Annotated in this window: 28 protein-coding genes; 5 read left to right on the plus strand and 23 right to left on the minus strand. The window is 36.4% G+C overall.

Annotated features, from left to right (window positions below; translation table 11 throughout):
* Positions 1-2: 2 nt before the first annotated feature.
* From PTI45_RS03580 to PTI45_RS03640, 15 genes are all read right to left on the minus strand, one after another.
* Positions 3-284, minus strand: coding sequence for a ketopantoate hydroxymethyltransferase (locus tag PTI45_RS03580; RefSeq protein WP_069326166.1), 282 nt, complete (start codon positions 282-284; stop codon positions 3-5).
* Entirely contained in the window at positions 281-868 is a 588-nt protein-coding gene (locus PTI45_RS03585; protein ID WP_069326167.1) for a putative phage tail protein, read from the minus strand. The genes PTI45_RS03580 and PTI45_RS03585 overlap by 4 nt, the downstream gene beginning before the upstream one ends.
* Positions 861-1,940 carry a baseplate J/gp47 family protein gene (locus tag PTI45_RS03590; RefSeq protein WP_069326168.1) on the minus strand — a complete coding sequence of 360 codons (1,080 nt, stop codon included), beginning with the start codon at positions 1,938-1,940 and terminating at the stop codon, positions 861-863. Before PTI45_RS03590 ends, PTI45_RS03585 begins: the two co-directional genes overlap by 8 nt.
* A gap of 4 nt (positions 1,941-1,944) precedes the next feature.
* Entirely contained in the window at positions 1,945-2,355 is a 411-nt protein-coding gene (locus tag PTI45_RS03595) for a DUF2634 domain-containing protein (RefSeq protein ID WP_069326169.1), read from the minus strand.
* Positions 2,352-2,609, minus strand: coding sequence for a DUF2577 domain-containing protein (locus PTI45_RS03600; protein WP_069326170.1), 258 nt, complete (start codon positions 2,607-2,609; stop codon positions 2,352-2,354). The genes PTI45_RS03595 and PTI45_RS03600 overlap by 4 nt, the downstream gene beginning before the upstream one ends.
* 4 nt (positions 2,610-2,613) lie before the next feature.
* The gene (locus PTI45_RS03605) at positions 2,614-3,579 is read right to left on the minus strand and encodes an XkdQ/YqbQ family protein (protein WP_069326171.1); all 966 of its coding nucleotides are present in this window, start codon (positions 3,577-3,579) and stop codon (positions 2,614-2,616) included.
* Positions 3,576-4,331: a LysM peptidoglycan-binding domain-containing protein gene (locus PTI45_RS03610; protein WP_069326172.1), complete on the minus strand. Its 756-nt coding sequence runs from the start codon at positions 4,329-4,331 to the stop codon at positions 3,576-3,578. The genes PTI45_RS03605 and PTI45_RS03610 overlap by 4 nt, the downstream gene beginning before the upstream one ends.
* Complete coding sequence (locus PTI45_RS03615) at positions 4,332-6,287, minus strand: phage tail tape measure protein (protein ID WP_069326173.1); 1,956 nt, start codon at positions 6,285-6,287, stop codon at positions 4,332-4,334. It lies immediately after the preceding gene.
* 198 nt (positions 6,288-6,485) lie between these two features.
* On the minus strand, positions 6,486-6,908 hold the full coding sequence (locus PTI45_RS03620) for a phage tail assembly chaperone (RefSeq protein ID WP_069326174.1): 423 nt from the start codon (positions 6,906-6,908) through the stop codon (positions 6,486-6,488).
* Positions 6,909-7,074: 166 nt separating this feature from the next.
* A complete protein-coding gene (locus tag PTI45_RS03625; RefSeq protein WP_069326175.1) occupies positions 7,075-7,536 on the minus strand; it encodes a phage tail tube protein in 462 nt (153 codons plus the stop codon).
* A gap of 1 nt (position 7,537) precedes the next feature.
* Positions 7,538-8,854 carry a phage tail sheath family protein gene (locus tag PTI45_RS03630; protein WP_069326176.1) on the minus strand — a complete coding sequence of 439 codons (1,317 nt, stop codon included), beginning with the start codon at positions 8,852-8,854 and terminating at the stop codon, positions 7,538-7,540.
* Entirely contained in the window at positions 8,855-9,022 is a 168-nt protein-coding gene (locus PTI45_RS24035; RefSeq protein WP_175425109.1) for a hypothetical protein, read from the minus strand.
* A 51-nt stretch (positions 9,023-9,073) separates the two neighbouring features.
* Positions 9,074-9,493: a phage tail terminator family protein gene (locus PTI45_RS03635; RefSeq protein ID WP_069326177.1), complete on the minus strand. Its 420-nt coding sequence runs from the start codon at positions 9,491-9,493 to the stop codon at positions 9,074-9,076.
* A gap of 467 nt (positions 9,494-9,960) precedes the next feature.
* Positions 9,961-10,113 carry a hypothetical protein gene (locus tag PTI45_RS24040; protein ID WP_175425111.1) on the minus strand — a complete coding sequence of 51 codons (153 nt, stop codon included), beginning with the start codon at positions 10,111-10,113 and terminating at the stop codon, positions 9,961-9,963.
* A 126-nt stretch (positions 10,114-10,239) separates the two neighbouring features.
* Positions 10,240-10,746: an ArpU family phage packaging/lysis transcriptional regulator gene (locus PTI45_RS03640; protein WP_069326178.1), complete on the minus strand. Its 507-nt coding sequence runs from the start codon at positions 10,744-10,746 to the stop codon at positions 10,240-10,242.
* Between the two features lie 418 nt (positions 10,747-11,164).
* Here PTI45_RS03640 and PTI45_RS03645 point away from each other — a divergent pair, with 418 nt between their 5' ends.
* Positions 11,165-11,602, plus strand: a complete 438-nt coding sequence (locus PTI45_RS03645; protein WP_069326179.1) for a helix-turn-helix domain-containing protein — start codon at positions 11,165-11,167, stop codon at positions 11,600-11,602.
* Between the two features lie 163 nt (positions 11,603-11,765).
* Positions 11,766-12,179: an ImmA/IrrE family metallo-endopeptidase gene (locus PTI45_RS03650; protein WP_069326180.1), complete on the plus strand. Its 414-nt coding sequence runs from the start codon at positions 11,766-11,768 to the stop codon at positions 12,177-12,179.
* A gap of 102 nt (positions 12,180-12,281) precedes the next feature.
* Here the strand turns inward: PTI45_RS03650 and PTI45_RS03655 are convergent, their stop codons facing one another.
* Both PTI45_RS03655 and PTI45_RS03660 read right to left on the minus strand, forming a co-directional pair.
* Positions 12,282-13,709 carry an alpha-L-fucosidase gene (locus PTI45_RS03655; RefSeq protein WP_069326181.1) on the minus strand — a complete coding sequence of 476 codons (1,428 nt, stop codon included), beginning with the start codon at positions 13,707-13,709 and terminating at the stop codon, positions 12,282-12,284.
* Positions 13,710-13,821: 112 nt separating this feature from the next.
* Entirely contained in the window at positions 13,822-14,535 is a 714-nt protein-coding gene (locus PTI45_RS03660) for a metal-dependent hydrolase (RefSeq protein WP_069326182.1), read from the minus strand.
* A 199-nt stretch (positions 14,536-14,734) separates the two neighbouring features.
* Between PTI45_RS03660 and PTI45_RS03665 the strand changes: the two genes are divergently transcribed.
* Positions 14,735-15,814, plus strand: a complete 1,080-nt coding sequence (locus PTI45_RS03665; RefSeq protein ID WP_083243323.1) for a M23 family metallopeptidase — start codon at positions 14,735-14,737, stop codon at positions 15,812-15,814.
* A gap of 135 nt (positions 15,815-15,949) precedes the next feature.
* Here PTI45_RS03665 and PTI45_RS03670 read toward each other — a convergent pair whose 3' ends face one another.
* Together PTI45_RS03670 and PTI45_RS24045 are read right to left on the minus strand one after the other, a co-directional pair.
* On the minus strand, positions 15,950-16,798 hold the full coding sequence (locus PTI45_RS03670) for an EcsC family protein (protein WP_069326183.1): 849 nt from the start codon (positions 16,796-16,798) through the stop codon (positions 15,950-15,952).
* Positions 16,799-17,049: 251 nt separating this feature from the next.
* Positions 17,050-17,217 carry a hypothetical protein gene (locus tag PTI45_RS24045; protein WP_175425112.1) on the minus strand — a complete coding sequence of 56 codons (168 nt, stop codon included), beginning with the start codon at positions 17,215-17,217 and terminating at the stop codon, positions 17,050-17,052.
* Positions 17,218-17,478: 261 nt separating this feature from the next.
* On the opposite strand from PTI45_RS24045, the gene PTI45_RS03675 reads away from it, so the two are divergent.
* Both PTI45_RS03675 and PTI45_RS03680 read left to right on the plus strand, forming a co-directional pair.
* Positions 17,479-17,913, plus strand: a complete 435-nt coding sequence (locus PTI45_RS03675) for a hypothetical protein (RefSeq protein WP_069326184.1) — start codon at positions 17,479-17,481, stop codon at positions 17,911-17,913.
* Positions 17,914-18,009: 96 nt separating this feature from the next.
* A complete protein-coding gene (locus tag PTI45_RS03680) occupies positions 18,010-18,687 on the plus strand; it encodes an AIM24 family protein (protein ID WP_139129208.1) in 678 nt (225 codons plus the stop codon).
* Positions 18,688-18,756: 69 nt separating this feature from the next.
* Here PTI45_RS03680 and PTI45_RS03685 read toward each other — a convergent pair whose 3' ends face one another.
* The 4 genes from PTI45_RS03685 to PTI45_RS03700 all read right to left on the minus strand — a co-directional run bounded on the left by PTI45_RS03685 (position 18,757) and on the right by PTI45_RS03700 (position 25,007).
* Positions 18,757-19,356 (minus strand): hypothetical protein, encoded by a 600-nt coding sequence (locus PTI45_RS03685; RefSeq protein WP_069326186.1) that lies wholly within the window; start codon positions 19,354-19,356, stop codon positions 18,757-18,759.
* A gap of 262 nt (positions 19,357-19,618) precedes the next feature.
* Complete coding sequence (locus PTI45_RS03690) at positions 19,619-19,915, minus strand: hypothetical protein (RefSeq protein WP_069326187.1); 297 nt, start codon at positions 19,913-19,915, stop codon at positions 19,619-19,621.
* Positions 19,916-20,054: 139 nt separating this feature from the next.
* A complete protein-coding gene (locus PTI45_RS03695) occupies positions 20,055-24,635 on the minus strand; it encodes a fibronectin type III domain-containing protein (protein WP_083243324.1) in 4,581 nt (1,526 codons plus the stop codon).
* A gap of 150 nt (positions 24,636-24,785) precedes the next feature.
* Positions 24,786-25,007 (minus strand): hypothetical protein, encoded by a 222-nt coding sequence (locus tag PTI45_RS03700; protein ID WP_069326189.1) that lies wholly within the window; start codon positions 25,005-25,007, stop codon positions 24,786-24,788.
* Positions 25,008-25,367: the final 360 nt, after the last annotated feature.

Consider the following 25,367-nt stretch of genomic DNA (forward strand, 5'->3'; position numbering starts at 1 on the left):
GCTTAAACCCCTTTCACTTCAATAAATTGTTTAATAACAGTATCCGCAATAACAGGAATATAGACTTCATTACTACTGATAATATCTCCATTACTGGCTTTTAGCTGTAGCAAAGAGACCGCATTAATATCTGCAGCCTTAATCATGTATTCAAGTTCAATGGTTGAAGTAGATACTTTTTTAACAGTAAACGTTGTAATATCGTACGATCCATTGAGAGTAACTTTTGCAATACGGCGATCTGTATATGCAGCTACCTCTTGTAAATATTTAGTTGTAATCATATTACTCGAATCTCCTCTCCCTGTTCGGTAAACGGAGTACTTCCTAATTTCCAACGTGTAGATAATTTAGTATTACGTGTTGTCCCTGAGAAATAAGCTTTTTCTGCTAAAACCAGTGATTCTTGCAAAGAAGTTCCTTGTACATATAGTAAGTTAGCAGGTTTGATACTTTGTACCGTATAATTGACCTCATTAAATACGGATGCATCTGTAAGATTTGCAGTGATTTTTAAAATGAAATTCTGAATATCTACGGTTGCAACTGCTTTATTTGTACCTAGCAATTGATCTAATTTTTGTTGCAAATAACGAATGGTAAAGGGCGGTTTGGTTGTATAACGATTAATAATTCGACGGCGACGGAAATCTAAAGATTCTTGTACAGGATCAGCTTGAATGTGTAATTGCAATTCCCGACGACGAATAGAAAGTTCACTTGAAGTCATAACAAATTGATCTTCTAACAAACGAATTCTTTTCTCTTCTAAAAGATCTAATTCTGGTTCTTCCGCATCAAGTAAAGCAATAAATTCACGTACTTGATGATAATATTCGGGCTCATATTGCATTAACCTTTTACTCAAGCTTATCGACTCCTCCCCAAATTGCTATTTGTTCAGGTTGCAGAGTAAAATTACTAGCATTTCCATTAATTTTGGTGTTATTCACATCAGCAATTCCTCGAACACTCACAATACGCGCATCTAATTGACTTAGACGAATAATAATTTGTTCTACATCTTTCCAAGATGTTGTCAATTCCTTGATATACGCAGACAAAATATCATTAAGGTCTGCTTGTACTTGTCCTACTGTTGTTCCAGTATCCAATATAAGACGTGTGCTAATAGTAATAGGAACTTCTTGTACTCCAGTAATAGTCACTCGATGACCAATAGGAGCAATACCTATTCCTGTGCCTTGATTTACAATAGGATCAATAATGGTCTGAACTCGATTTAATAATTCACTAGAAGGAGCACGACCATCACTTGCTATAATCGTACATTTCACTGTACCTCCACCTTGCCACACTGGAAATACTTTTACTCCACCCACACCCTCAATTTCATTAATTTCTTTCTTATAATCTGAGATATTACCTCCAAAAGGTTGCTCATTGATCGCTTGTATATATCTGGCACGTAACGTTTCATCATTTTCGATGTCTTCACCAGGTACAAGAACTTCTCCTAACTCTGCTACAGCAAGACCTTGGATATAGTCTAGTGGTAGAAGCGTTCCAGAAGGTGAGTTCCCTACTTCACCTGCCGTTTCACAAGTCAATGTATATTCACCTAGTGCAAGTTTTTGACTAACCATATAAATTAAATCTCCACTTGCCAAACGAATACCAATAGCAACGTCTACTTTACTACCGTCTCCTTCAAAAAATAATCCTTTACGTACAGCATACGTAGCAGCTTGACGCTTGATCCCATATTCTGCTGTACGTCTCTCCAAATATTCACCACTTGCTGTATCTGCAAAAGACAAATTCATTTGTATATCTAACTCTGCATACATTTGGGCTAACTCAATAGCAGCAGGTGCTAATGCATCATAAATAATACTACCTTCACGCTTATCTAATTTATCAGAGACTCGATCAAGCATACGTTCAAGTAAAACTTCGTACGTTTGTGATTCATACATAGATCTAACTCACCTCCTCATTAATTTGAAATGATCCATAACGTGTCTGTACCGTAAAGCTCACTCGAATGTCTTCACCAGATGTCCAATACGTCTGAAAATCCACAATTTGCTCAATTCGATCATCTTGAAGTAATGCTTCTGTGATCATACGTTGAATCTCAGCGCGGACAAAAAGATGGTCTTGTCCTAGAATCTGCTGCCATTCTGTACCATAATCTTCACTGTAAATAAGATATTGATATCGTTCTGTATTGAGTATTTTCAACACAGCCTGACGAATAGAATCTAATCCATCAATCATACCTGTGATTACACCACGTTCCCAACCTACCTGATACGTTAAACCAGGCATTGTAACAGTTTCGGTATCTATTGCTTGTTCAGGAGGTAATTGTAAACCAATAGGAATCATAGGCTGTCCACCACACGATCTAATACAACATAACTTTGGCCGCCCTGAATACGAAGTAACAATACTCGGTCTCCTGGCTGTAAACCTAGCTTAACAATAGTTTCAGGAATGACTAAGGCAGAAGCAGGCAAACTGAATCGTTGTTCTACACTAATTTCTAGTGGAGAAATACTAAGAACGGTCCCGTACAAAGCTGCCATTGGATTCGTATTAGATACTGCTCCAAGACTTGCTTTACGAATAATATCTAACATATCTTTACACCACTTTCACATCAAGAGACATAGTATGTTCGCCCCCAGAAAATTTGTGACTGCATCCTTCTACAAGATACACTTGGTTTTTAAATTCATTTAGCAAAATATATACGAACTTGCCACCTCTTACGCGATGATCGCCTAATGCTTCTACAGATAAACTAATCTGTTCACGATTATAAAGTGTAAGCATCTTAGCTGATGCTTCTTTAATCTGTGCATCATTCCAGCTATCTTCGGCTTTCTCATATTTTTGCAGCAAACCCCAATTTGCAATATTGTGACTATCTTGATCAATATAAATTTCGCGTTTACCGCTTTTTTTGTTATCTTTATACATTTTGATACGATTATATGTCTCGGAATCAATACTCTTTTTTATAGAATAATCATATAAAAAGTGTCCTTTCCCTAACACAACAACAGGTTCAGTGGTTGTATTACTTTCTAGTGTAAGCTGTCCATAATTATCATAGAAAACAAGTAATTGTGTACCATAAGCTAACGTATAATCTAGAGCTTTCATAATCGTATCCAGCAGCTTTTTATTATCTTCAATCATAGAAGGAATAATATAACTACCTTTTGCAAGTGTACCTATTTTTAAATTATTTTTAACCGCAATAGTACGTATGACTTCGTCTGCTGTTACATTTGTAAATACAAAAGTATCGTTTCCTAGTAAATATCTTACTTGATCATAAGCGGTAAGTTTAATTTCATTATCTGTACCTGTGCTCACTGAAAAAACATACCCATAAAACAGATTTTTTAAATTGTGACTAAATCGAACAATATATCCATTTTGCACATCAAAATCTTTCCATTGATATAATCCATCACTAACAAGTGTAAATTCAAGAGTAGCTGGTTTGCCTGTACGACTAGTTTTCCAAGTGATATCAGTTACAATATTAGAAACATCCCACATTTTACCCATTTTATTATCAATATATAGTTTAATCATTTAGCTGCCTCTTTCTGTGGCAATTTGATGACTTTACCTATAGAAAGTTTACGAAGTTCGCTATCTGGGATCTTATTCAATTTTTGAATTTCTCGATAACGACTACCATCACCTAGCTTCTTTTTAGCTATTTTCCAGAGTGAGTCACCGGCTACCACTGTATACGTACTTGATGCTTCTTTAGTATCAGCACGCTTTTTTTTGACTTCTGTTTTAGCTTCTTTAAATTTAAGTTTTAGCGCTTGATAAAAAACATATTCTTTCAAAGATAACTTAAATTGAATATCTCCTGAATCCCCAGCTACAATTGACCAATCAAATTTTTCAATACTGACTGCCATATTGATAGCCATAAATGCTTCATTTGATCGAAAACGTTCAGATTCGATGTCTCCAATCTGTGTGTTTAATTTTATTTTCTCATCGAGAGAGGATTCAGGTACATTCAGTCCTGAGAATACAAAACGAAGGGGGCGCTTTTTCTCCATCCACTTTTGAATCATTTCAACATAATGATAAGGAGTATATAAAGTATTACCTACTACAAATGGATAGCGTTGTCCTGGGAAAAAGCTTTCGATTGTAATTTCACGCAGTTTATTAGGCTGAATCGAGTTAATTTCTCCCAGATCAACAATATTGTATGATTTTCCATCTCCAGATGCGTTAATTTCTAATTTTTCTGGATTTACAGGAAGTCGCATTGCTTCAGATTCATTATTAAAACTCAGAAAAAAACCGTACTCCTCCATTTAGATATACACCCCCTGAGCGGTCGATACAAATTCTTCTTCTAGTTTTCGACCAATATGTCCAACAATCGTATCCAGGTCAGCACCACTGTTAATATCGCCTGTAGTGACTTGGACAGTAGGAGTGAGACTTACAAAATTTTGGATTGCTTGGAGTTCTGCTAGATCACGCATCATTTTGAGATCTTCACTTGAAATGTCAACAGTTCCCTCAATGTTACCAACATTATTTACATTGTTTACATTATCAACTGTTGCTGGCATTGTTGGTGAGGATATCGCTGGCATAGCACTAGAAGTCGAAGGCATGCCTGCAGATGGCATAGTAGCTCCGGCTCCTTTTGGTAATTCCTGCTTGAATTGACTTGCAGCACTTGTATCTTTGGGTGCTTTTGGAGAACTACCTAGCAAATTATCAAGATTTAATGAATTTGTAAGCTTATCCATTGAAAAATCTTTAATAAAATTTTGGCCTGACTTTTTAATTCCTGAAAAATCTGCTGTAGCCTCAATCAATGGAATTTCTTTCGATTCTATTCCAAGTAAATCAGCGAAAAATCCAGAAACTGCATTTATACCTTTAATTCCTGCATTAATAACAGCGAGTATAAAATTCACAGCATTCTCGGCACAATCCATAATAAAGCCAAAAGCATTACTTAAAACTTCTTTGACACCACCAGCTATGCTTCCTAGTGTAAAAAATGCTGTAACTACTCCCAATATTAAAGCGATAATTATACCTAGTGGATTAGCACTCATTGCTAAATTAAAAATTCTTTGTGCAACTGCTGCAATATTTGCACCTATAGCGTATGCTACAGCAGCGACTCTTCCCATAATCATTGCTGCATTTAAAAATAACCACATTACTGCTAACGCAAGAATAAATGGAATAAGTCCAATAATAATAACCATAATATTATATAAAACATTTCCAAGTACAGATATAGAATCGACTATGACCTGCCATGCAACAGGCAAATTAGTTATTAGCCATACAAATACTTGAGATACAAGCGCTAAACCATTTGTAAGCATATCAAAGAAAGGTTGAAAGGTTCCTGCTTGAAAAGCTGTATTTAACATATCCAATAATGGTAATAATGCTGTTAATGCTCCTAAACCAATATCAATCATAGTCATTTTGAAATTAGTCATCAAAGTTCCCCAACGTTCGGTTGGTGCATCCATCATTGTCTTTAAAGCTTCCTCAGTCATACCCCTTTTTGTCATAATTTCGTTCATAGCAGTGATATAACCATCAATATTTCCTGCTTTACCAAGTTCCATTAAATTATCATTTTCAGCTGCAGTTGCTGGAATATTAAAAGCTGTTAAAGGTGCTTCTCTACCTTTCATTCCTCCATAAATAATTTTAGCAATTTCTGATTCGCTATTTTCAGTTCCTGAAAGCTTTTGAAGTCTTACTGTTAGACTATTCAAATCTCTAATCTGATCCGTGTTTTCAGTACCAGACATAAATATTTGAGAACCTTTTAATGCTTCTTTTACGTTAGCTCCGGAATCAATTGCATCCTGTTTGAATTGCTCAAACATTGCTCCACCAACTTCAGGATTTCCAGCACGTGATATAAATATTTGTTTTGTGGATTGATCTTCGCCCGCGCTAATTAAAGCATCTTTAGCATAACTTCCAACAAACTTTAAACCTGTCCATGCTTGAGCACTTACTGATTTCAAAGCTTCTCCTAATTTGACTGCACTTCCAGTACCTTCTACCACTTTTTTATTTAATTCTTCTTGATTTTGTTTCGCTTGACTAATTTTAATGGCTGTTTTGGCAGCACTTGCTGTAGCACTATCCCAAAAATTTGTATACATAGATACAGAATTCAATTTAATAAACTTATTAATACTTTCTCGAAGCATTCCTGCTGTATTAAAACTTTCTGCTATACGATTTGCTGCTAAATTAGGATCAAAATTAAACACTTTTCCACCTCCTTAACTTATAACACTAATGCCTCTTTCCTTTTTTCTGAGCCTTCTTTTCCGCTTCTACACGAATAGAAATCATTGCATAGATAGCGGCACGTTCGTATAGGGACATCTTCATCAGATCGTGTGGAAGGATGTTGAGTTCGTGGAGGGCGTAGTAGGCAAAGTTTGCTTCACTATCGCCCTCTTTAATTAGTTTTTTACGTCATTTACCAGTTCGTTCATATCGCGGTTAAAACCGTTCAATTCTTGTACACGTTCACCCAAGGCTGCAAATTCACCGGGTAATAGCATTTTACGAAGTAATGATTCTGCTCCTAATACACCATATGATTTTTGCAAATCTGAATTTTTAAGATCAGGATAAGTTACACTAGCAGCCATCAATTTAGCCATATATTCGTTAGGATCAATTTCGGGTGTATATACTCCATTTTTCCCTTTGACTTTGCGTGTAGCGGCTTTACGACACTCCTGGTTCTCATCTTCGTTCATACTACGCAATTTCCAAGATACAGCTTTCCCTTCTGCGTCTTTAAATCGTGAAGATACAATAAATTCTTCTACCACGTCAGATGATACGTTTTGTGCAAAAAATAAGCTTAATTCACTCATGAATAATTCCTCCTGAAAGTTAGGTAATAGTTTAGTTGATTCATAACAGAATATAGAATAACCCGATCTTCTTAAGAATAGGATTCCATGAAGAATCATTCATCTAGAAGATCAGGCATCTATTTATATATTATTAATAAGTTGTTATCCGTATTAATTTAATCAATTATAGAGCAGGCGTACCAAATTTGTTATTAATATCTACACCATCGAACGTAAATGCTACTTCTTCTTCTAGCGCATCTGATTCTGTGTCCAACGAAGCCATAATTACGCTATCCAAGTTAACATCACGCAAAGTAATAGTTTGATATCCAATGCTAGATGTAGGATCTTCATTCGTAACTTCAATATCGAAATACGTATCCACACCTGTTTTCATATAATCCAACATCATTTGACGGAAACGTGAAGTCATATAAAAAATGGTCATTGTACCTGAACCTGACCATCCTGTAGCTTTATGCTGTACTCCGCGTCGACCTAATGTTTTCACTTCTGCTTTTTGCTTTTCTACCGTAGCTTCTAATGTTTTGATATAAAACATTTCTTCTACCTGATTATTAATAGTAGCAAATGCGCGTCCTTCTTGCCCTGAAATGGTATCTTTTGCTTTTAAGAATGTCATCTTAAACCACCTTCACTTTCATGTATACTTTTTCAACGGAATCTACTGGTTGTACATTTAATTCAACAACAATACTATCTACTTCATTGCCAGCAGTCACTGTAATATCAGTTTGGGCATTAAAGTTTTGAACTGCACCAATATTTTGCAGATCATCTAGATATGCAATACATTGCGAACGGAAAAGACTACGACCATCGTTATTGTTGTTTACTTTACCAATAAAGTACGATTCGAAAATACGCTTCATATCATTACCGATGCTATCCAATACGCGTACAACACGGTTTTTAGCAAAATGACGTGCTTTCTCAGGTGTATAGGATACAAAGGTATTGATATCCTGCTCAACTACAGCACGATCATTCACAGCCGTAAATACAAATTCACCTTTTTGCAATGCCGCTTCTGTTTCTGAATGTGTCAATTTGCCGTTTACATCGACAGCATCATCATATGCTGTATAGGTTAAAGAAGAATTGACTGCCGCTCCTGCTGTTGCTCCTGTTACCCATGCTACAGATTTTTTAGCATCTAGTACTGTTCCATCTGTAAGCACAACACCATTTTTTACGCTAATTACTCCTTCTTGATCGGCATTTGGATAGTTAGCAAGAACAGCTTGTACCTTTTTACCTTCTGTATTACGTAGACGCTTAATATAAGCAGCATAAACCGATTTAAGGGAAGCTTCATCCGAAATTAAACCAACCGTTTGAAATTCCAATGCTTCCAGTTCTGCCAAATAAGCAGTATGGTCAGCATTTGTTGCTGCTGCACTTGTACCACCTACCAATGGAGCCCCAGCAGTAGCTGTTAAAGCACCCTCGCCTGCAAATACAACATAATCATTAGCTACCAGTTCTTTTGCGTTACTTACTGTTTGTTTATCTACACTAGAACCATCTAGCAAAGTACTAACATCGAATAAAGTCTCATTGTTAATATTTTTTTCGACAGTAATTGTTAATTGATTACCACGAATACCACCATAACGAGCAGTAGCAGTCAATACACCTGCTTTAACTGTTGATTTTTCTCCATCATTTAGACGATAGACAATCAATTTTTGTGCACGTTTAAGCGCTTCACGAATCAACATCATTTGAGAAGAAGTATAATCATAGCCCAGTGTTTTTTGAGTATTATCACCTGCTACAATAGTTACCATTTTTTTGGAAGCGCCCCAGTCAAGATTCAAAGCAATACTTGCTGTTCCTCGCTCTCCTAAAGTACCTGGTAATTGACCCTCTGATACAAAATTAATATAGACACCTGGACGAATTTTATTTTGTGTAGTATATGTTCCACCAGCCATTTATTTGGCCTCCTCATTCATAAATTGGTTTAAATGTTCTTTTGCTTGTTCCATCGTATAGGTACTTTCTTCTTCCAAAAGACCTTCTAATACATCTTTTTCTAAACGTGTAAACTGACTTGCCTGCATAAATTGTTCTTTTCGATACATGGTAGTTTCTGTTGGCATAAAAAGTTCTCCTTTATATCTTTATTTAATGAACGATTTCGCTATATTCGCTCAGCGTTGTGGTACAGCTCGAAGATGCTGATCTAATTCTCCCATTAATACACCTGGTAATGGTGGTTTAACTGTACGAACAGGATAATTAACTCTCATACGAGGTATTCCATCATCTGTATCCCAACGGAGCTCACTAGCACGACACAAAGTATCTTCATGTCCAATCGTTTCTAAAGCTTCAAATAAAGATTCAGTCTGATAATCATGTGATTCGCCTGTCTTAGGAATATAACGAATTTCTAATGTATACATACGTACAAAGCGATCGCTACGCTCTCTAGTAAAATCCACAGAGACTAAGCGATATTCAATACGTGGTTGCTCTGTCTCATGCTGATCCGTACGATAGAACGGTACATTAGGAAATTTCGTTGTCAAAGACAGTTGTACTTGATGGATGACTTCTTGTGCATCCATAATTCTTTTCCTCCTTTACCGAGAAGGATGCTCACCTCCTTCGGTTATAAACTGTCGGAAATGAAATAAGGAATTTTTACACCGCTATTTTAGCTTTATCTATAGTACTGATAACAAGCATGCCGTTTTCCTAGGCAGTGGGTTCTGGAGCATTCATGCTCCTGCGGTGTTCCTTTTGCTTCATTTCCGATAATACAATCTTACCTCGTTTTTCTCCTAATGGAGACGGTGTATCGGACGAAAAAAGGACGGTTAATAGGGGACTTACGGCGGTAAAAAGAAGAGCCTTTAGATTAGGGCTTGCTCTGCTTGGTTTTTGCGGATAGTAACGACTTTACAAAGGATTTTACGCCTCTGGAAATGCTTTTCTTCTATAGAAGATAAAGTCCAACAGATAAGAGAAAAACAAAAAAACGCTTGCTCGTAAGCAAACGTTTTGGACAATTGATATAGGATTGGACATTTATTCATTTCGCCAGATCGTCGTCTGTTGATGGATCTACAGTATTGGGAAAAGGTTGGCTGACTACTTTGCGAGAACGTACGATATCGACTGCACAAAGCAATACGGATGCTGTTGCGACTTTGATCCACCATGCAGGTTTTGATTTTAGACTCATCATTACGCCTCATTTCTATTGATATCTGTCTAACCGTAACATAATACATAAGTTCTATTCCACTTTAGCATTGGGCTCTTATCTTCATGAACATGATTGAATTAATCTATATCAACGATGTAACGATTAAGAACTATAAGGAACTTCTGTACTTCGGCGTGTACGACTTTTTTTAGGCATCAATTCATCTAACTTAATCATGCCTGTATCGGCAAGCGCCAATGCCATTTTGTAAAAAGCTTTGGTTCTTACTTTAACATACGTATCTTTGCTAATCGGTGGATCGAACAGATAGCTGTACACTTTATAATCGAATACATCATCGTGTTTGAGGTATCTTTCTTTTAATAGTAATTGTTCACGTTCGCCTAACCGCTCTACAATGGCTTCAATTCGTTCGCAATAGGCACGTCGTGCCGCAGGAGTATCTACATTATAGATAGCTGCATTCGCAGTTGAATCGCTAGTTACATTGGTTGGTCCATGCATCCGTTCTTGATAAGAAGCGGTCATCGACGTTTCACGCATTTCAAAAGTAATAGTTTTATAAATCCGATATTTTTCAAATACAGCTTCTACAGCAGTACGTGTTTGACGGCGATCTAATTCAGGCAAAGCAGTAAGTAAATTCATGAGGTAACACTCCTTTAATAGGGTTAGTATAGATATAAAGTAGAAAGACACTGAAAAGATACAACCAGTTGGCAATAAAAGTGGTTTTCTCTTCATTACCTTTTGGCAATAAATCAAGAAATAAAACATCTTTTTCCAATCAATAAACCATTATAAATTCCAATTTATTGATCTTGTTCGTATTTTGTTCGTATTTTATATTTTTACAATAACACACCGGAGAATATTGGTAAAACCGGAAATAAAGCGATTTTTGCGCAAAAAGGATACATTATCTCGCTTTTTCTTACAAACCCATACCTTTTGGCAAAGAAGTAAAAGACAATGTTTACCTAATGGCAATACTAGGGTATATTATAAGTGTTCTTACTTTCATTGAATATTTCGTAAGTGTACCTATAGAAAGGGTGTATTGTCGGTGGATAATCTTTCATTTGGTCTATATTTGAAACAAATACGTGAGCAAAAACACTGGAGTATTAATCAGTTGGCAGAGATCGCCGGCATCAGCACTTCACAAATTTCGCGAATCGAAAATGGTAGACGTGGTGTGCCCAAACCGCAAACGATCGAAAAGCTAGCGAAAGCGCTGGCTGTTTCTTATTCCGAAATGATGGATCAGGCAGGTTACCTGCGCCCTGAAGAAGCAGAGCAAATCCCAGAATGGGCAAGCTCGCGCGATAAACGAGATTTTAAAAAGATGTTAGAGGAAGATGGTGAATTAATGTTTGATGGAGTGCCACTGGATGATGAAGATAAGCAACGGATCAAAGATGTATTAACCGGTTTGTTCTGGGAAGCCAAACATATGAATAAACGTAAACCTCTTTCTTCCGACGATTCTACATCCAAGTAAACACTTTATCTAATGTATAGTAAGCAATTATATCAATAGAAAAAATGCGCTTTTACTGCCAAGCGCTTCATTGAAAGAAGTTTTGCTTTGCCAAAATCACTTTCTTATCAGACTAGAAGAAGTCGCGCTTATTCGATTAAGCGCTCGGAGGTGGCTTGTAACGATGGAAGAGAACGCAGCTCATCTGGTCCGCAAATATAAAACGAATTGCCCTTTTGAAATTGCTGAAGCGCTCGGCATACATATTCGCTACATGGATCTTGGTAAATCCACCAAAGGTTTATACTACAAAAAATTGAGACGACGCTTTATTATTATTAATGAAGGGCTTTCGGATCAATGGCAGCGATTCGTATGTGCACACGAACTTGGACATGATCGGTTGCATAAAGGCATTAATCGCTTTTTTTTAGAAGAACATTCTTATTTTTGGCCGGGTAAATTAGAAAGACAAGCTAACTATTTTGCGATTACATTATTGACTGCCGGGCAAGAGCAACGGATCGGAGAAACGACCGAAGCTTTTGCCAAACGAACAGGCATCCCACCAGAGATGTATTATTTTTTTGACTATTAATCGAACATACGTTCTTTTTAGCGCTTTTACGTTTACTTTGTGCCAAACAAAAAGAGTGGTTGCGATAACCACTCTTTTTTGTCGTATAGATTCATTATTAATTTATGATTGTAGAATACGAAATACATGAGCGATTGGTGCAGTCGTAACATCGGTGATCAATTCAGGCAATGTCACAATAATACCTTCTTCATTTTGTTCAAAGTCTAGCCCTTCAATTACTTCTTCGCCTAACAAATCGATGTTGTCGATCTGCTCCATATAAGGGATACTCATCGTAGATGGAATCACCATCGCTGCATTGGTATATAAATAAGTAGCATAGACTGTCTTCTGAGCAGCTTTACCTGTAAATGCCCAACCTTGTGTGTAGACTGGCGCAACACTACGTGTTCCATAGACTGCTTCTCCATATATATTGAGCCACGCGCCTAATCCTTTGATGCGCTCGATAGCCCCTTCTGGCAAACGTCCATCGGGTTGTGGCCCTACATTCAATGCTAGATTACCACCTTTGGCTACAATCTCCATCAACATATGCACCAATTCACGTACCGATTTATATTTATCTTCATATCGGAAAGAAAAAGAAGTTCCCATCGTGACACAGCTTTCCCAAGGAATCGACATCGCATGCTCAGGAACCGTCTGTTCCGGAGTCACGATATTTTCATAGGCGCCGCCTACGGTACGGTCTGCTGATAATAACCACGGTTGCTGTTCCCGCGCTTTTTCTACCACCTCACCTAGACGAATATCTTGATTACCTTTGCCCGGTCTAACCCAACCCGCATCTAACCACAAGACATCGATTCGTCCGTACTTGGTCAATAACTCCAAAATCTGCTCATGTGTAAATTCAACAAACTTTTCCCATAACCACGGATATTCAGCAGGATCATACGTAGGTCCACGCCATGAATCTTGTCCGCGCTCCATGCCATCTGCCCAGTAATACGGAGTATGCCAATCAGCTTTGGAGAAATAAGCAGAGATCGCTAACCCTTTTTCTCGAAAAGCATTAAACACATTACCTACAATATCGGCATATTTATGCTGGTGAAAAGGAGTATCTTTTCCTGTAATACGATAATCTGTTGTATGCGTATCCCACATACAAAATCCATCATGATGCTTAGTTGTAAAATTTAAATATTTGAATCCACCTTCTGCCGCAAGTTCTGCCCAGACTTCCGGTTGAAAGCGAATCGGATTAAATGTTTTGTTAAGATCAAAATACTCTCGTTTTAATTCTTCTTTATCCGATTGCCAATCGATGCCGTCTCTTGACCAATCACCATCATCATCACTAAGCGCCCAGGACTCGACTACGCCGAGCTGCGAATAAGGACCCCAATGCATCATCAGCCCTAGCTTCTGATCTTTGAACCATTCTAATCGTTCCAAAATGTACGGATCTTCTGGCTTAACCCAAGATTCCTCACTGCTGTAATTATGTACTCCACCCTGTACTTCCATCAGCTTTTCCATCATTTCACGTTCTTGTTCATTCATCGGTTGCTCACTCATTGTCTTTTCCCCCTGTCGCTTATTCATAGATTCCGTGCTTACTATATCAATTAGCGATACAGAGGGAACTTCCTGCATGATTCTTTTATGATTGTGTATACTTTTTTTCGTTCTAGCCTGATAACTTTGGTAAAAAGACAATTCCAAGCAAAATAAGTGTCAGTACTATACAGATATTTTCAAATTTATCTCCTTTTTTAGTCCCTGTGCTCATTAGATTAAAACGCAATCTCCATTTCAAAGGAGGCAATAACTTCACTCCTCGATTTGTAAGCGAATCGGCCAATAAATGTAGAAAATAAGAGACTCCACCTGCAATCCAGATACTTTTCCCTAAATGAGCGGTTGTTCCATATAACAATGCTGACCATGCGGCTGTTCCATAAATCGTATGCGTTAATCCCCGGTGTGGTAAAAATGTACAGATAATCAGCAAACATCCCGCCATATAATTCCACGGAGCTATGTCTCGACCATAAATAATCATACCGACACCAATCATAAACATTACAAATTTGCGTAACGAACGCACTGGTAAAAAAGCGATAAAGACCACCGCTACAGCGATCCCTATATCCCACGGCATTCCAAATAACCCTTTCCACAAAATCCACACAACAGCTACAAGCATAACCGTCTGCAATACACGTAACAGAGGTTCAGATAATGTTTTGGATACAAGTAGTGAATTAGGCTCATCAATATCGGGTAATAAAGAACTAACAGCCGCTGCTACAACAGCTGCTGATGTCACAGGTATACCTGCAAGTGTCATCAAAGAAACAGTGACTCCAGTACTAATAATAAAATGCGATTTACCCATCATAATACAAAAATCTTCCTTTCTGCCGAGCCATCAAGTTATTCTTGTTGTTTTGTAAATGAACGATTTATTTTGTTCGGTGAATGTTAATTTTTTGCTATTCATCTTTTTATGTTTCTAATCCATAGTAAAATAGCTATAAACAAGCCAATAGTTCAAAATAGAAAAACCTTTTCTTACCATCTTTCAAAGGAGCGTTACTATGGGAACCTTATCAAAATGGCTCCGTATCACTGTATATGGTTCACTTATGAGTCTCATTCTTACCAGTTGTAATCCAGATCATCTTGCTTCTTCATCTGTAGCTACGCCATCTTTTACCATACAGTCAGGAGAACGTCTTATGCATAAAACTAAAACTTCACAATCTGTACGTGTCACTCCTAGCGATACATCTGAATATCCAATTCATCCCGATCATCTTACCAATGAATTAATGAAAGGCAATTATGAGCAAATTTATTCGCAGACTTCACAAGCGTTCAAACAAGAAGTCTCATGGGATACTTTTTTAAAAGTGATCTCTTCTTTTAGCGATGGTGTACAAGGTTATCAATCGATATCCGAACTCAAGCACGATCATACGATTCGCAAAGTATGGATCGATGAACAACAACGCCGTGGAATCGTTGCTGTCTTTGCAGATCAGCTTCCTGATTATCCAGATCATACGATTTTAGGATTACGTGTAAATGATCTAGAAAAGTACCCGGCAACCGATCATATTCAGACACAGACGATATTTAGCCCACCTGTTCAGCAAAATTGGCAAGTGGTCTGGGGTGGTTCGAATACACTGGTCAATTATCATTATGAATATCCTAATCAACGGTATGCTTATGATCTAATCGTGACTCAGGATGGATCTTCTTATCGGGGCAATCCGAAAAAGAACAAAAGTTATTTTGCTTTTGGTAGACCTGTAACTGCACCTGCTGATGGCAAAATCGTTAAAGTCGTGAACAATATTGCTGATAACAAGCCTGTAGGTTCAACAAATGAACAACAACCTGCTGGCAATTACGTTATCATTCAACATGCTGATCGTGAATACAGTATGCTTGCTCATTTCCGACAACACTCGATTGATGTTCAAGTCGGTGATACGGTGAAGCGTGGTCAAGTTCTCGGACAATGTGGTAATTCTGGCAATTCTAGCGAACCTCATATCCATTTTCAAGTGATGGATCAAGCGAATTGGGCAGCATCCACTTCGTTACCTGTACAGTTTGCGAATCACTTTTCACCGATTCAAGGCGAGACTATGCATCCCTCATTATAGCACGTATGTTCGCTTTTGTATAAAAGAGAAAGACAAGCATCATCTCCATGTTCAAAAGGAGAAGGCTTGTCTTTTTTTATACTTATAAGCTAGCGATATAGGTAAAATAGAATCGATGTGATCGTATCTATTCAGTTACATTTTTTCTAAAGAAGTAGCAGTTGAGTCGGCTTGTTGTAATTCTTGCAGACGCTCTTGAACACGACGTTTGCGATATAACATTTTGCCTGCTTCTGCGACACTTTCAAGTGCTGTATGGTTGGTAAATGCACCAAAAGCAATTCCTGCAACAGGTATCAATTGAAATAATTTTTTGATCCCAAAATTATCACGGTAAGTTGTGATGACTTCATGCCATCCTTTCATTTGGGAAAAGACTTCTTTAGACGTATCTGCATGATCAAAATCAGACAATTCAGATAGGATTGATTTTTTGCCAACGATATCAGAAGAAGAAAATTGCAGACATTTCATAATAAACAAACGTTCTTTGGGATCTTTAGGATCGTAACCGTAGCATAAAGCGATCTCTTGCAGAATTTTGAGTGACATTCCGATCATCGCTGGAATATCGGCTGAAATGGTAAAAATCCCACCAATGCCTGTCGTTGCGCCTTGAAGTGCTGCCCAGTTAGAGCGATTTTTGGATAAAGAATCTGCTGTTTTGTTCATCACTTGAAGAGGCAATTGAGAAGCTTGTGCTATCGTCAACTCTTGATCCGCTTGCCCTTGTTCTTTGGCTAGACGCTGCATGACCGCTTTGGATGAAATAAGATAGGTTCCACCACTTTGAATAAAACGTCCTAATTCATTTAATACTACGCCTAATTTGTTACGAATCATTTTCGGTGTCATTTTGTCCAGAATCATAAAAGGAATACGTCCCAATTTGTCCCAAAACATAATGCCGCCTTGATCTTTTTCCCACTTTTTGATCTGTTGTAACGCTTGTTCCAGTTCAGCCTGACTCTCCATAGTGTTCATCGTATTGAGCTCCTTCAATCCATAATTAATACTTTGTTTTACTTATTATAATAGATACGTAGCAGATACCAAATATAACTCAATATTTATTTATAAAAAAACCGTATAGCTATTTTTCCTGTAGATCGAAAAAACAGTTATCCGGCTTATATCTCTCTATATCCGTTCGATAGCCACTATTTTAGATATAAAAAAAGCCGCGGGTCGTGGATCTCCGCGTCTATCGGTGATACTTTGTATACAAGTTGTATTTAGATAGAAGATATAGCGTTATGTTGAGTTGCTTTATCTGCTTTGTCGTCTTCTTCGCGTAAAGGAGCATAAGTGATACGATCTAGTACCAGACCATCGCCTACAGGCTCGCCATTTACTGTAATTTGAATCTTTCTGTAATTGTTATCAAAATTTGAATTGTACATATTATATTTCACTCCTAGTATAGTTAATCTTCTTGGTGTATGTGGTGTAACCAGAATATTTATTTTGTTCAGCCTGTCTTAGTATTACCCATATATTTTCCAACCTAAACATTTGATCTGTACTTTTCTACTATTTTTCTTTGGAATACATGATAAAGTACAGATCAAAATGTATTTTTGTATCTAAACCATGTAATATTAGGGTATATCTATTATGATGAATAGGTAAACAATAGCTATTTATATGGAAGGGGGATTACGATGTCAAAAAGGACTCAACCGTTACGCACATTTTTGGTCTTATTGTTAGTATTGTCTGGAGTATTCAGCAGTCAGACAATGGCCCATGCAGGTTGGTGGGAAGACTACAAAAATGGGATTGAGACTTTTACGAATTTGCCCCAGGAAGTCAATCAGTTAAAAGAAGGCTATGATCAAGCACTCAACAAGCTCGATCAAGCTCAGACTCAACTTAACCAAGCGCAATCCAATATAGAATCGTATCGCGAGGAAAATGCTCGTTTGGCTGAACAAAATGCTCTACTTGCTCAAACAGTAGAACAACTCAAACAATCTGAAGCTAATCGTGCACAAAGCGCTCGCTTTTGGAAAGCATTAGTCTTTACTGCTATAGGGATAGTCGTCCTTTTCTTTGTATCTACCCGTCTGATCCGCTTTGGCTTACGTCGTCGTTAACAACGATAGAATAGATCATCCTATCTGCCCGTACAAATTTGAGTATACATTTCAGGAGGAATCCTTTTGCAATTGGAATGGCAACAATCAACTAAAATGCCCGCGTCCGGTCAAGCGGTTACGATCGTACTCGGTGAAGCTGAAAAACTGCATATGCTGCATCCCGGACAAGTGATTGCTTATACCGGCCCTTCTGGAGGACGTAGCGATCGCTTTATGGATGTCAAAGGCATGTACCGCAAACGGAATCTGATTCGAGCCGATTTTACAGGAACCTGTCGCTTTATTGCTTCTCTTCCGCCTGGCTTTAATCTAATGCCTATTCCGATTAGTGGTGGCAGTGATCTGCTCTATGATTTTCGTCATTTATTTTATTATACCGATGGCATCAAAATGCAGACCCGACTGTTACAATTCAAAAATATGCTGATTACTCGTGATGCCATCAAAGTTAAATTTAGCGGTGAAGGTGAGATTGGTATTTTGACTAAAGGGGCTGTGGTGGAAATGAAACTTCATCCTACAGAACCACTGTATGTTGATGCTCGTAGTCTACTTGCGTATCCAGAAAATGCTCAACTGAAGTTAAGTGTCTATGGTAACCACCTTGCCAGTCAACATATGCATTATCAATGGCAGATGATTGGTAGTGGCTCCGTACTGATCCAAAGCGGACACGATAGCGGTGAATTGGAAAAGCATTTGCAAGGCGATGGATTATTCAAACGTGTATTGCGTGAAGTGATTCCTTTTGGAGGCATTTTTATCAAATAGTCCACTATACAAAAATGGATCGATTAGCATACCTTATCCAATCAGGTAGCCAGTCGATCCATTTTGTAATTACCGAGCTCCATTATCCCATAATTCGAACTCCGGTTTGACCCATTTATTGAGCTGTTTGAACTGCTTCTGATCAATATACGCTATTAATAGATGATGGTCTTGTGGACTAGCTACAAATTGTTTTTCAGGATTACGTTTACGATCAAGCGCAATTATATAATCGAAAAAGCTTTTATCAATCCATTCATTCTTATATTCCAAATTCCATTCGATACGTTCTCCATGATAGATAAAAGAAAACAATACATTACGCTTCTCATGATCCACACAACTACGAATATGCTTCATTTCAAGCGCTCCGTCTGTCATTTGAACCATACGTTCAGCCAGTTGAGTATAAATATCTGTATTATCTACAGCTTTGAGATCCACATACCAAATATTGTTTGTATGATTAACCCACTCTTCCTCGATCAGTGTCTGACCTCCGAGTGCAATTAATAGATGCACATAAGGCTTTTCTTCAAACCACGCTTTATCTTGACCATTCATTAAATGTTCGAGACTGATTCCCTCATTCACTGCAATTCCTGCTTCTTTGAGGCGTGTCCATTGATCTGCTAAAGGTACTGTTTTATTGCGAAAAAAACCGATCATCATACATCTCCCTTCGATCTGTTGTGTCTATAATCAGCTACGATGTGTGCAATCAATGCGGCATGAAATCATGCGGCCTAGAATTCCTACTTTCTGTTGTTAGATATATGAAGAGTACAGTATTCTTCATTTGCATATTATCCTATAATAACCCTTTACGCCAAGTCTTATAACTCCTTTTCATGTAAAAATAACAAAAAATAGCTAATATCCTGTCTAACCATGACGGATATTAGCTACTTTGTAGTACTGTTTATATCATTTACTCCGAAGCTGACTGTTCTTCATTCGCTTCATAAAAATCCCAAACTGCATCAATAATACGATCAAACATATCATCATCTTCGCTGATGAGTGTTTCCAGCGCTAGAATTTCTTCTTCTTTGCCCGGTTCATTTAGAAAGTGTAAGCTATAATCCCACTCTTTGCCACGCTTGGTGAACAGAGTTACTTCATACGGTTCAGCATGCCCCTCGACGACTAATTCCACTTTGCCAATATACCCTCTCTCTGGCTCAGGCACTTGCTCCAATTGAGCATTACGTATCGTGATATTCATTGTGTATTCTCCTTTATTGATGAAAATCAGTTGTTTGTTTTATTGTAACATGGTTTGATTTCTTAATGTAAAGAGCAGTAAGTTTAAAACTTACTACTCTTTTAGATCAACTATTTAATTGTTTATTTAAAATAAATAGTTAAAAATTAATTTTTGTTGGAACTAGCTGATTAACTAGGGTGCCATCTCCTAATTGTCCTTCTGTGTTTCTTCCCCAAGTCCACACTGTTCCATCAGATTTGATTGCTGCCATATATCCATTCCCTACAGATATTTGTTTAACATCAGTAATTCTGTATATCCAAAGAGGGACTGAAGATTTTGTATTTGAAATTAAACCATTTCCAAATTGTCCTGTATTATTACTTCCCCAAGCAAAAACTCTTCCATCTTTTGTCAAGGCAGCAGCTGAACTAGCTGCTGCTGAGATGGATTGGATCTCATCTAATCCTGGCACTTGTGTAGGATTGTAATTATTTTTCCAGCTCCATACAGTTCCATCCTTTTTCAAAGCAAAATTACCATCATAATTAGAATCAATTTCTTTCACATCACTTATCCCATAGACTATCTTAGGTTGATCATTAGAAATATCCCAAACTGTTCCATCTTTTTTCAATGCTAATACTTGATCCTTATTAGCAGACAAACCAATTACTGAATCAATAACTTTAGCAGATACTTGATCCGGGTTCGTTCTAGAAAGTCTTGAAACTGTTCCATCTCCTTTTAATGCATAATTGTTTGTGCCTTCATTTGGTAAAACTAAATCTACTACATTAATAATATACCAGGATTTACCCATAGCTTTATTATTACCAGCAAACCATAGGCTTCCATCGGTTTTTATAATGTAACTATACATACTATCTTGCCTAGTTAATTGAGCATCATTTATATTTATTAATACTGGTACTTTATAGCTGGAAACTGATGTGTTTGAAATTTGTTTATAATTATTACTTCCCCACATCCAAACACTTCCATTTGGTTTTAGCAACGACATATGATTTCCATTTCCAGCTTCAATAATAGAAATATTATTTAAGGTAGCTAACTTAAAGGTAATAGTCTTACTTGGCTCAGATTCATATCCAGGCATATTGACAGACTTCACATAAACCTCGAAATTTTTAAAATAATTTAAATTTTCTATAATAACATTTTTCTCTTTGACTGATTTGTATAAAATATTATTTAAATAAACATTATATCCCTTTATTTTTGTATCATCGCCTATAACATCCCATTTTAGATAACCTTTCGTTCCCTCTATCCCAGATATTTTCAATTCAGTTGGTATTGCAATTATTTCATCAGTTTTTGTCATAGTTTCTAAAGGAACACTAAAGCTAGATGAATATCCTTCTTCTGACACAGCTTTTACTGTGATTTTATAGGCAGTTAAAGCTTTTAAACCTTCAATTAAATATTCTTCTTTTTTCGATGTACCAATCTCTATATTATTAACAAAAATTACATACTTATTAATAATAGATTCACTTTGAGAAGGCAACCAATTTAATTGAATGGAACTAGAAGTTTGCTTATTTGAAGTCAAACCTGATGGCATAGTAGGTATATCTTCATTAAGGGTAACCTTTAATAATTCACTAGGCTCAGATAATGATTGTTTTTTATTTAGAGCCTGAATTTTAAAACTATACGTACTTCCAGACTTTAGATTTTTCACCATATACATCGTATTAGTAGTAGTTGCAATTTGTTTATCATCCATAAATATTCTATATTCCAAAATTTCAGAAGCACTTTTTGAGTTACCCCAAGTAAATTGAACAGAATGTAATGATTTAGAAGATACACTCAAATTAGTTACTTTGCTTGGTTTATCCTCTACTGTTGTAACTAATAAAGGCTCACTTACTTCAGATACAAATCCTCTTATATCTTCAGCCATTATAGTAATTTTATAATTTTGGTTAGGTTTTAATTGAGTAATTGTATATTCATTTGTAGAAGATACTCCTACTCTTTGATCATCTACATAAATATTATAATATTTAATATCTTTTTTGCTTAATGAAGAAGCCCAATTTAGTTTAATAGTGTCCATAGTTGCTTCCAACAAATTTAATTTATCAGGTGTACTAGGAATTTCAATGGCAGGTTGCCCTGAAGAAATACTTTCACCAAAATTAACTTTTTGTGCAGATTCATATCTACTATATTCTACTCCGCTCCAAAAATCTTGACCCATCATCCAAAATGTTTCATCTGATTTTACAGCAGTTATAGAATTGTATTGGTAATTAATCATATCTACGTTGTCTAGAAGCATTTTTGGAGGTGAATTTTTTGAAGGTTGAGTATTTCCTGTGAGATTTTTACTGTCTCCCCAACCCCACAAAGTATGATCTTTTTTCAAAGCTAATACGTAATTGGGTATACCATAGCCAGGAGTAAACAATTCCAAAACATTGTCTATTTTTAATTTTTCGGCAAGGTAGAAGTTTTTATTTAAAGAATTACCTAATTGTCCTTGATCATTATTTCCCCAGCCCCATAATTCACCTAATTCATTTATTGCAAAACCATAATTGTCAGCAGCATAAGCTCTGTCAATATTTTCGAGTATATAATAAGCAAGTGAACCTTCACTATACATTCTTTGAACAGATGTATCTCCCATCTCATACAAAGGTTTTGGTTCAAAAAAATTATTATTGGGATTGTTGCCTAGTTCTCCGCTTCTATCATAACCCCATGTATTCAATGTTTTGGTACTTAATAAAGCGATAGCAAATTCCCCACCACTTGAAATGCTTGAGACATTGTCACCTTTACCATCAATATAAATAGGATGTCTAGCTGGTCTAGAACTATTTGCAATGCTTGATTTTCCCCACGTCCATAAATCTTTAGAATTAGTCAAGACCACTACAGATTTTGCCGCAAACTTCAAATCTTTTACATCTTTTAAATTTATACTTTCAGGAGTTTCAAAAGCTTTATCTGCACTTTCAAAAAATGGATCTTGACCCCATGCCCATAAGGAGTCATCTTTTTGTATAATAAATATTCTTTTATTTTTAATAAAAAATTTCTTAGCTTCTTTCAGTATTTTAATTTCTTTAGGCATTGTACTATTAACAGGAAATCCTCCCCAACCCACAACAGTTCCATCTACTTTTTGAGCTATTACAAAACCACTACCTGTATATATTGATTTAACATTATTCAAATTTGCAATAGGTTTAGGTATACTTCTGGCATAGTTGTTTCCAGTTCCTAAAGAACCCTCGGCATTTGTTCCCCATGTCCATACAGTTCCATCCCCTCTTAGAGCAATTAAGGAATTATCTGTAGATTTAAAATCAGGTCTACTATGAGTAGTCACTTCAAATACTTCACTATAATCAGATTCATTATAAGCAAGATCATAAGTGACTAATTTATACCGATAAGTAGTATTTGCTTTTAATCCTGTGATTTGATAATGATCTCTATCCACAGTAGCTACAAATTGATCATCTTCAGTGTAAATATCATATCCTTTGATACCAATATTATCTGTAGCACCAGACCAAGAGAGATCAAACTGGTTATATCGTAAATTATCCACTTTAAACGTTGTTGGTGCTGTAGGCGGGATGTCATCAAAGCGAGCAACTTTAGTCACAATCGGACTATAGTTTTCTGCTTCATCAAACGACCGGAAAGATATAGGATTCTCTCCTACTTTTTCAATAGATAATTCATCTACATAGGTCTCCCATTCAAGAGAATCATCCATTTTAAACTGATAACGAATACGATTCCGTTCATTTTGATCTTGTTCTGTATTAATAGAAACCGTTACAGGAAGCCAGCTCCACTCCTCATCCATTTCCACCTTAGGCGATTGAGGTGCTGTACGATCTATTGGAACAAAAGTCTCAACAATAGGACTTATATTACCTGCTCCATCCACAGAGCGAGCATATATAGTCTCATTTTCAGTAGATACTACAAATGGATTCTCATAAGTGATCCATTGACCCGATTCACCAATACTATATTCTGTTTTGGCTGTTCCACTGTTCTCGTCTGTCCCGTCTATGATTGAAACGGTTGCATTTTGAGTTGTCCAATACATAGGGTCTATTCTTACAGTAGGGACATCAGGTGGTGTAGAATCTACTAAAACAGTTAAGATACGATTCTTTTCAATATTTCCATAGTAATCAATAGAACGATAATAAAATTGTGATGCTTGTTCTTCAGTGATGGTAACTGGACCGGAATAAGTTAACCAATTCATACCTAAATCAGTACTATATTGAATAGTTTTCACTCCAGATTGTTGATCAATAGCACTCAATTTTACTTGAGCCGATCCTTTGTAATAACTATCGCTATTACCAGCACCAACCATTTCTGCTGTTGTCAGAGGTGCTATACTATCCAACTTTACTGTTAAATTTAAAGTGTTGTATTCACTACTTCCTATAGTGCGATATAAGACACTGTATCCTTTAGGAGGAGCAAATTGGACTGGAGTATTATAGGCTTGCCAACTCTGTCCCTGATCTCTGGTATATTCTATTCCACTACTAAATTCAACAGATATCTTGCCATAATAAATTCCATTGGCACCGCGAATGCCCTTCACTTGAACTCCAGCAGCTGGAGAAAAATCTGCTGATGCTTCATTAGGAAACATCGGTAACTGGATGAAGAAAAGAAGGAGCACAAGGCTCCATATCATATATTTTTTCAAAGAAATACCCCCGTTAAGATTACTTTTATTATCTGTATTTTATGATTTTATTGATTGATTGCATCCACATACTACGAAAAATTATTAATTGTGTATAAGATTTTTTACATTTTTATTATACCTATAGATCTTGCACATAATAAAAGAAATTCAGCTTTCTAATCCAAGTAGAATTTGTTGAATTAAATATCTAGCTTGATCTACATTGCAATTTCTCATGCCATATTCTATAACATATCCTTGTACTGTATCCCACTGTTCGATTTGTTTTATTTCTGTTACTTCTGCTAAAAGTTTATCTATATATTGTTGATATTCAGTTTCTTTAAACTCACAAGATAGTTTAATAACTTCACTATAATTCTCTGCCATTACCAAATAACATTAGATAAAATATTGAAATTGCTTAAAACAAATTTCTTCCAAACTAAAACCTCCTAAAATATAAGATATCCTTCATTTCTATCTCGACATAATTAAGAGTTTTACTATTATCATTTTATTGAATTTAAAGTACTATAATGTTTCCGAAAACTACAAATTTTCATGACTTTTGTATTGATTTTATAAAAGTTATCTAAAATACATTACTTCAAATCAATTAAAGCCCATATTTCTTTAAATAAAATTTCATTTTCCTTATAATCATATTGATCTATTTTTGAGTTTCTAAAATAGACCCCTGATTCTTCGATTTCTTCAATATAATTCAAATGATTGATTGTGTTAAAG

Origin of the sequence: Paenibacillus nuruki, assembly GCF_001721045.1 — a bacterium.
Taxonomy (GTDB): domain Bacteria; phylum Bacillota; class Bacilli; order Paenibacillales; family Paenibacillaceae; genus Saccharibacillus; species Saccharibacillus nuruki.

Excerpts from the sequence above, each read along its gene's own strand:
- PTI45_RS03580 (WP_069326166.1), bottom strand. The coding sequence starts at position 284 with ATGATTACAACTAAATATTTACAAGAGGTAGCTGCATATACAGATCGC.
- PTI45_RS03590 (WP_069326168.1), bottom strand. The coding sequence starts at position 1,940 with ATGTATGAATCACAAACGTACGAAGTTTTACTTGAACGTATGCTTGAT.
- PTI45_RS03595 (WP_069326169.1), bottom strand. The coding sequence starts at position 2,355 with ATGATTCCTATTGGTTTACAATTACCTCCTGAACAAGCAATAGATACC.
- PTI45_RS03600 (WP_069326170.1), bottom strand. The coding sequence starts at position 2,609 with ATGTTAGATATTATTCGTAAAGCAAGTCTTGGAGCAGTATCTAATACG.
- PTI45_RS03605 (WP_069326171.1), bottom strand. The coding sequence starts at position 3,579 with ATGATTAAACTATATATTGATAATAAAATGGGTAAAATGTGGGATGTT.
- PTI45_RS03610 (WP_069326172.1), bottom strand. The coding sequence starts at position 4,331 with ATGGAGGAGTACGGTTTTTTTCTGAGTTTTAATAATGAATCTGAAGCA.
- PTI45_RS03620 (WP_069326174.1), bottom strand. The coding sequence starts at position 6,908 with ATGAGTGAATTAAGCTTATTTTTTGCACAAAACGTATCATCTGACGTG.
- PTI45_RS03625 (WP_069326175.1), bottom strand. The coding sequence starts at position 7,536 with ATGACATTCTTAAAAGCAAAAGATACCATTTCAGGGCAAGAAGGACGC.
- PTI45_RS03630 (WP_069326176.1), bottom strand. The coding sequence starts at position 8,854 with ATGGCTGGTGGAACATATACTACACAAAATAAAATTCGTCCAGGTGTC.
- PTI45_RS24035 (WP_175425109.1), bottom strand. The coding sequence starts at position 9,022 with ATGCCAACAGAAACTACCATGTATCGAAAAGAACAATTTATGCAGGCA.
- PTI45_RS03635 (WP_069326177.1), bottom strand. The coding sequence starts at position 9,493 with ATGGATGCACAAGAAGTCATCCATCAAGTACAACTGTCTTTGACAACG.
- PTI45_RS24040 (WP_175425111.1), bottom strand. The coding sequence starts at position 10,113 with ATGAGTCTAAAATCAAAACCTGCATGGTGGATCAAAGTCGCAACAGCA.
- PTI45_RS03640 (WP_069326178.1), bottom strand. The coding sequence starts at position 10,746 with ATGAATTTACTTACTGCTTTGCCTGAATTAGATCGCCGTCAAACACGT.
- PTI45_RS03650 (WP_069326180.1), top strand. The coding sequence starts at position 11,766 with ATGGAAGAGAACGCAGCTCATCTGGTCCGCAAATATAAAACGAATTGC.
- PTI45_RS03655 (WP_069326181.1), bottom strand. The coding sequence starts at position 13,709 with ATGAGTGAGCAACCGATGAATGAACAAGAACGTGAAATGATGGAAAAG.
- PTI45_RS03660 (WP_069326182.1), bottom strand. The coding sequence starts at position 14,535 with ATGATGGGTAAATCGCATTTTATTATTAGTACTGGAGTCACTGTTTCT.
- PTI45_RS03665 (WP_083243323.1), top strand. The coding sequence starts at position 14,735 with ATGGGAACCTTATCAAAATGGCTCCGTATCACTGTATATGGTTCACTT.
- PTI45_RS03670 (WP_069326183.1), bottom strand. The coding sequence starts at position 16,798 with ATGAACACTATGGAGAGTCAGGCTGAACTGGAACAAGCGTTACAACAG.
- PTI45_RS24045 (WP_175425112.1), bottom strand. The coding sequence starts at position 17,217 with ATGTACAATTCAAATTTTGATAACAATTACAGAAAGATTCAAATTACA.
- PTI45_RS03675 (WP_069326184.1), top strand. The coding sequence starts at position 17,479 with ATGTCAAAAAGGACTCAACCGTTACGCACATTTTTGGTCTTATTGTTA.
- PTI45_RS03680 (WP_139129208.1), top strand. The coding sequence starts at position 18,010 with ATGCCCGCGTCCGGTCAAGCGGTTACGATCGTACTCGGTGAAGCTGAA.
- PTI45_RS03685 (WP_069326186.1), bottom strand. The coding sequence starts at position 19,356 with ATGATCGGTTTTTTTCGCAATAAAACAGTACCTTTAGCAGATCAATGG.
- PTI45_RS03690 (WP_069326187.1), bottom strand. The coding sequence starts at position 19,915 with ATGAATATCACGATACGTAATGCTCAATTGGAGCAAGTGCCTGAGCCA.
- PTI45_RS03700 (WP_069326189.1), bottom strand. The coding sequence starts at position 25,007 with ATGGCAGAGAATTATAGTGAAGTTATTAAACTATCTTGTGAGTTTAAA.